Source organism: Micrococcus sp. GbtcB5, from assembly GCF_019091605.1.
Classification (GTDB): domain Bacteria; phylum Actinomycetota; class Actinomycetes; order Actinomycetales; family Micrococcaceae; genus Micrococcus; species Micrococcus luteus.
The window spans coordinates 1-229 of record NZ_JAGXJK010000628.1; the positions used below are offsets into that span (position 1 = coordinate 1).

General features: G+C 69.0%; 1 protein-coding gene. It reads right to left on the reverse strand.

What is annotated here, in order from left to right:
• Positions 1-217, reverse strand: a 217-nt coding sequence (locus KVS67_RS13770) for a threonine/serine exporter family protein (protein ID WP_368669081.1), incomplete at its 3' end; no start/stop codon positions are given.
• Positions 218-229 lie beyond the last annotated feature (12 nt).

Genomic DNA, 229 nt, shown 5'->3' on the forward strand with positions numbered 1-229 from the left:
CCACCTCGCCCGCGGCGATCTCCTCGACGAGCCGGTGGACGGCCACGAGCCCCTCGAAGTTCACCGAGGCCGTGCGGACCACCCGCTGGAGGGTGAACGGGGCCTCGCCGCGTGAGGAGTCGGGCGCGTAGTTCAGGGAGATGGTCTGGTTGGTCAGTACCACCTCGGTCTCGTGGATCCCGTAGGCCTGCGTGGCCACGATGATCGAGGTCTCCACGTCCTGCGAGGC